Raw genomic sequence first — 5,518 nt, forward strand, 5'->3', positions numbered from 1 at the left:
CCCGGCCTGCTCCGGCCGCGCCCCCTCGTCCTCGCCCTCGACCTCGCGCAGCTTGCTCTCCAGGTAGGCCAGCACCACGCCCACCTTGGTCACCTGGTCGCCGACCTTCTCGAAGACCTTCTCGACCTCGCCGCGCGCCACCCCGACGGCCAGGTCCACCCCGGCCCGCCCGGCGGTCACCGCCTCCTCGGCGAGCGTCTGCAACGACTGCGCCGACGGAGGGAACTGCCCGCCGAAGCGGCGCTCCACCTCCGTGACGTCGATGCCGCCCTTCTCCAGCAGACCGGCCGCCGTTCCGACGACCCGCTTGCCGACCTCCTCCACCAGTACGGCCGCGGCCGCCACCGCTCCTCGTACCGTCCTCGGCAGCATCCGGGTGCCTCCCATTCGCCTGCGCGCGTCGCTCCGTCGCCACGGTGCCCGGACGGATCCGGGCATCCCACCGACGACGCTACCGCCAAAACCCTCCTGCGGTACCGTGGCCCGGCAGTCGGCCGCCACCGGACCCCGCCACCCGCCGGGGCGCGGCGGCCCGTCCGGGGAGGGGATCCACCGCCATGGCCAACGCCGAGGAGTGCCGCGAGGCGCTGGAGCAGCTCAGCCGCAACCTCGCCAAGTCCACCGGCGACGTGCGCACGGCGGCCGGCCTCGACCGCTCGCTGAGCTGCCGGATCACCGACCTCGACCTGACCTTCACCGGGCGGCTGCGCGCCGGGAGCATCCAGGACGTCGAGCAGCACCCCGGCAGCCCCACCGGGAAGGCGGACATCCGGCTCACCATGAGCAGCGACGACCTGCTCGCCCTGGTCGGCGGCCGGCTCAACTTCGCCTCGGCCTGGGTCGGCGGCCGGGTCAAGCTGGAGGCGGGCTTCCGCGACCTGCTGCGGCTGCGCACCCTGCTCTGACCCGGCCGTCGACCGACCTCCGACCGACCGACCGACGGCTCCGGGCTCAGAACCCCAGCTCGGCCAGCGCCTTCCGCCCGTCCACCGGCACGCCGTCCGCGTCCAGCGCCGTCCAGGCCGCCGCGCACAGCGCCCGCAGACCGTCCCAGCGGTCCGCCCCGACACCCTCCAGCCGCAGCACGCCGTCCTGCGCCACCGCGACGAAGCCGCCGCAGCCGAACCCGCCGCCCGCCCCGGCCGTGACCGGCGCGTGCGCGGTCAGCAGGCCCCGCAGGTCCTCCGCCAGGTACGTCGGCCGGTGCTCGGCCGGGGCCGCCAGCAGCTGCGCCGCCGTCGTCACCCCGGTGAACACCAGCAGGCTGTCCACCCCGCCGTTGAAGGCGCCCTCGATGTCGGTGTCCAGCCGGTCACCGACCACCAGCGGCCGCTTCGCCCCGGTCCGCAGCACCGTCTCGCGGTGCATCGGCGGCAACGGCTTGCCCGCCACCTCCGGCTCCACCCCGGTCGCCGCCCGCACCGCCGCCACCAGCATCCCGTTGCCCGGCGCGATCCCGCGCGCGGTCGGCACCGTCACATCGGTGTTGGACGCCACCCACGGCAGCCCGGACTGCACCGCGTAGGAGGCCTCCGCCAGGTGCGTCCACCCCACCGAGGCGTCGAAGCCCTGGACCACCGCGAGCGGCTCCTCGGCCAGGGTCCGGACGGCGACCAGGCCGCGCTCGGCCAGCGCCTCCTCCAGACCGAGCCCGCCGACCACCAGCACCTTCGCGCCGGCCGGCAGCTTCTCGGCGAGCACCCGGGCGGCGGCCTGGGCGGAGTTGATCACGTCCGCGGCCTCGGCCGGGACCCCCAGCTCGGTCAGGTGCTCGGCGACCACCCGGGGCGGCCGGGAGGCGTTGTTGGTCACATACGCCAGCCGCATCCCGGCGGCGCGGGCCGCGTCGAGCGACTCCACGGCGTACTCGATCGCGTTCGGGCCGGCGTACACCACGCCGTCGAGGTCCAGCAGCGCCGTGTCGTACGCCTCGGTCAGCGGCAGCTCGCTGCCGCCCGGGGCGGTCCGTCGCACGGTGGTGGCCGTTTCGGTCATGCCTGCTCTACCTCACTCATCGCATCAGTCGTACTCGTCCGTACTCGTCCGTCGGGAGCCCGGGCAGTGGCCGGAACCGCGGCTGTCGGACACCGCACCGGCTCAGCCGTCGTGCCGGCCCCGATCACCGGTCGGCTCCGGACCCTCCGTGGTTCCCTGGTCCGCCGCGGTTCCCGGCCCCGGTCCGTCCGCCCCGGCCGGCGGCTCCAGGTAACCCGGCGCCCCCGGCAGCAGCGGACCGAACGCCCCGGCCCGGGCCGCCAGCGTCGCGCGGGTCTGCCGCAGCGCGGCCCGGTAGTGGTCGTTCTCCGGCCGCATCGCCACGGCCAGCGCCAAGTGCTCGGCGGAGGTCTCGAAATCGCCCAGCCGGGCCGCCGCCACACCCCACCCGAACTGAGCGTAGTCGTCCGACGGATCGGCCAGCGCCACGGTCCGGAAGTTCTCCAGCGCCGCCGCGTACGACCCCGCGTCGAACTGCGCCCGGGCCAGCGCCTCCCGAATGCTGCGCGAGTCCGGCTCGGCCGCGGCCGCCCGCGTCAACAGCTGCTCGGCCGCCGCCGGGTTCCCCTGGGCGAGCAGCCGCGCACCCCGGCGGAACCACTCGTAGACGTCCCCCTCAGGCTCGCCCGACCGCTGCTGCTGCCCGGCCGGAGCCGTCCCGCCGCCGCCGGTGTCCGCACCGCCACCAGCGCCGTCGTCCACCCGCTCGTCGCGCTCGTCCACCCCGAACCTCGCCCTCGGTCACGACACCCGGCCACCGGACCGGCACGGGTGTTCCGATCTCTGAACAACGCGTACCCGATTACGATGCCCAGAATGAGCACACCCAGTGCAGAAAGCGGAGTGGAGTCTCCGCAGGGCGGCCCCGGCAATCCCGGCCACGTCGCCACCGCAGGCCTGTCCCTGTCCCCGTTCCGCGGCCTCCGCTACGACCCCGACCGGGTCGGTGCCCTGGCCGCCGTCACCTCACCGCCGTACGACGTCGTCGACCCCGGCCGAAGGCTCGACCTGGAGACCGCCGACCCGCACAACGTGGTCCGGCTGATCCTGCCGCGCCCGGAACCCGAGGACACCGGCGACCGCCCCGACCGCGACACCCGCTACCGGCACGCCGCCAGGCTGCTGCGCGAGTGGCAGCGCGAAGGCGTCCTGGCCGCCGACCCCGAGCCGGCCCTCTACGTGTACGAGCAGCGCGTCCCCGCCGCCAACGGCAGCGCGGAGGTCCTCCAGCGCGGACTCATCGGCGCCCTCGCCGTCAGCGGCAGCGAGGCCGGCGTGGTCCTCCCCCACGAGGACGTGATGCCCCGCCCGGTCGCCGACCGGGTCGGCCTGATGCGCACCACCCGGGCCAACCTCGAACCGCTGCTGCTCACCTACCGGGGCAGCGGCGGGGCGTCCGCCGTGATCGAACGCGCCGTCCGCGCCGAGCCCCTGCTCACCACGACCACCACCGACGGCACCCACCACCGGCTGTGGGCGGTCACCGACCCGGCCGAGATCGCCGAGATCGGCCGCGACCTGGCCACCTGCCGCGCCCTCATCGCCGACGGCCACCACCGCTGGGAGATGTACCTGCGCCTCCAGCGCGAGCACCGGCACCTGCCCCGCAGCCCCTGGGACCGCGGCCTGGTCCTGCTGGTCGACACCGCCCGCTATCCGCTGCGGGTGCGGGCCATCCACCGGGTGCTCTACCGGCTGCCGGTCGAAGAGGCCCTGGCCCGGCTCGGCGGCCAGTGGCAGATCAAGGAGGTCCCCGGCCCGCTGGACGGCGCGCTGCAGACGCTCGCCGAGCAGAAGCGGAACGGCGGCAGCGGCTTCCTGCTCACCGGCGGGGACGGCGTCTACCACCTCGTCACCGACCCCGACGAGGCCCTGCTCGACGCCACCGTGCCGCAGGACAAGCCCGAGGAGTGGCGCCACCTGGACGCCACCGTCCTGCACGCCACACTGCTCGACCACACCTGGCGGGTCCCCGACGGCCCCGACGACATCGGCTACCTGCACACCGCGGCCGCCGCCGAGCGCGAGGCCGCCCGCAGTGGCGGCACGGCCGTGCTGCTGCACCCCGTGCGGGAGAGCGTGGTCCGCAGACTCGCCGAACAGGGCGTCACCATGCCGCGCAAGTCCACCTCCTTCGGCCCGAAGCCGGCCACCGGTCTGGTGCTGCGCAACCTGGAGCTGGGCTGACGCCGTAGCGGCGCCGAACGCAGTGAGGCCCTGCCGCACCCCGGATCTCCCGGGGTGCGGCAGGGCCTCACTCGTGACGCGCCCCGACCGCCGGCGCTCGCCGGCGGTCAGGGTCGTCGACTACTTGTCGTCGCGGTCGGCGGAACGCTCCGGCACCACGCCGTCGAACTCCTCGTCGATCTCGAGGTCGTCCTCGTCGTAGAACTCCTCGACGTCCTCCTCGTCCTCGAAGATGACGCGCTCGTCCGAGGCCTCGCCACCCTTGCGGGCGGCCGGCTCGGCGGCCTGCTCGGCCTCCTCCTCGGCGAGCTCCGGGTCGAGGGCGTCGATGAACTCCACACCGTCGATCTCGGCGAGGCGCTCGGCGGCGTTGGTGGTGCCGTCGGTGTCCGCCTCGACCGCCTTGGCGAACCAGTCACGGGCCTCGTCGCCACGGCCGGCGGCGATCAGCGCCTCGGCGTAGGCGTAGCGCAGGCGCGCGGTCCACGGGTGCACCGCGGACGAGGCCAGCTCGGAGCTCTGCAGGGTGACGACGGCAGCGTCGAACTGCTCCATGTCACCGCGCGCACCGGCCGCGACGAGACGCATCTCGACCTGGCCGGCCTTGTCCAGCTGCTTCACCTCGGGCTCGCCGGCCATCGCCAGCGCCTTCTCCGGGCGGCCCAGGCCACGCTCGCAGTCGGCCATCACCGGCCACAGGTCCGCACGACCGGTCATCCGGCGGGCGGCGCGGAACTCGGTCAGCGCCTCCGAGTAGCGCTGGGTCACGTAGGAGGCGAAACCGGCCGCCTCACGGACGGCGGCGACGCGGGAGGCCAGCCGCAGCGCGACGCGCGAGTACTGGTAGGCCTCCTCCGGCTCGTCGTCGAGCAGCCGGGCGACCATCACCAGGTTGCGGGCGACATCGTCCGCGAGGGTCTTGGGCAGGCTCTTGAGCTCCTGGCGCACATCCGCGTCGATCTCGAAGCCGGTGACGTCCTCGGGGATCGGCAGGCGCTTGACCGGCTCGTAGTTGCCCCGGCGGTCGTCCTGGTAGTCCCGGCCGCCGCCGCGCTCGTCGCGGCCGCCGCGGTAGCCGCCGCGGTCGTCCCGGTCACGGCCGTAGCCGCCGCCCGAGGGGCGGTCGCCGCGGTCGTCACGGCGGAAGCCGCCGCCACCGCCGCCGTAGGGGCGGTCGCCACCACGGTCGTCACGGCGGAACCCACCGCGGTCGCCGCCACGGTCGTCACGGCCACCACCGAAGCCGCCGCCCGAGGGACGGTCACCACGGTCGTCACGACGGAACCCGCTCGGGCGGTCGTCGCGACGGAAGCCACCACCGGTCGGGCGGTCGCCC

The 5,518-nt window shown here is 75.0% G+C and carries 6 protein-coding genes; 2 read left to right on the forward strand and 4 right to left on the reverse strand.

What is annotated here, in order from left to right:
• A partial coding sequence (locus VR45_RS35140) for a hypothetical protein (RefSeq protein WP_159394466.1) occupies positions 1-372 on the reverse strand: 372 nt, incomplete at its 3' end.
• A gap of 185 nt (positions 373-557) precedes the next feature.
• Here VR45_RS35140 and VR45_RS35145 point away from each other — a divergent pair.
• Positions 558-905: an SCP2 sterol-binding domain-containing protein gene (locus tag VR45_RS35145; protein ID WP_045943976.1), complete on the forward strand. Its 348-nt coding sequence runs from the start codon at positions 558-560 to the stop codon at positions 903-905.
• Between the two features lie 46 nt (positions 906-951).
• Here VR45_RS35145 and VR45_RS35150 read toward each other — a convergent pair whose 3' ends face one another.
• Both VR45_RS35150 and VR45_RS35155 read right to left on the reverse strand, forming a co-directional pair.
• The gene (locus VR45_RS35150; protein WP_045943977.1) at positions 952-1,995 is read right to left on the reverse strand and encodes an HAD-IIA family hydrolase; all 1,044 of its coding nucleotides are present in this window, start codon (positions 1,993-1,995) and stop codon (positions 952-954) included.
• Positions 1,996-2,097: 102 nt separating this feature from the next.
• Entirely contained in the window at positions 2,098-2,718 is a 621-nt protein-coding gene (locus tag VR45_RS35155) for a tetratricopeptide repeat protein (RefSeq protein ID WP_234326464.1), read from the reverse strand.
• A 93-nt stretch (positions 2,719-2,811) separates the two neighbouring features.
• On the opposite strand from VR45_RS35155, the gene VR45_RS35160 reads away from it, so the two are divergent.
• Positions 2,812-4,182 (forward strand): DUF1015 domain-containing protein, encoded by a 1,371-nt coding sequence (locus tag VR45_RS35160; protein WP_078897184.1) that lies wholly within the window; start codon positions 2,812-2,814, stop codon positions 4,180-4,182.
• Between the two features lie 120 nt (positions 4,183-4,302).
• Here the strand turns inward: VR45_RS35160 and VR45_RS35165 are convergent, their stop codons facing one another.
• Complete coding sequence (locus VR45_RS35165) at positions 4,303-5,175, reverse strand: tetratricopeptide repeat protein (protein ID WP_045943980.1); 873 nt, start codon at positions 5,173-5,175, stop codon at positions 4,303-4,305.
• Between the last annotated feature and the right edge of the window lie 343 nt (positions 5,176-5,518).

This window comes from Streptomyces sp. NRRL S-495 (assembly GCF_000966955.1).
GTDB lineage: Bacteria > Actinomycetota > Actinomycetes > Streptomycetales > Streptomycetaceae > Kitasatospora > Kitasatospora purpeofusca.

Coding starts and splice junctions, on each gene's coding strand:
- VR45_RS35145 (WP_045943976.1), top strand. CDS start 558: ATGGCCAACGCCGAGGAGTGCCGCGAGGCGCTGGAGCAGCTCAGCCGC.
- VR45_RS35150 (WP_045943977.1), bottom strand. CDS start 1,995: ATGACCGAAACGGCCACCACCGTGCGACGGACCGCCCCGGGCGGCAGC.
- VR45_RS35160 (WP_078897184.1), top strand. CDS start 2,812: ATGAGCACACCCAGTGCAGAAAGCGGAGTGGAGTCTCCGCAGGGCGGC.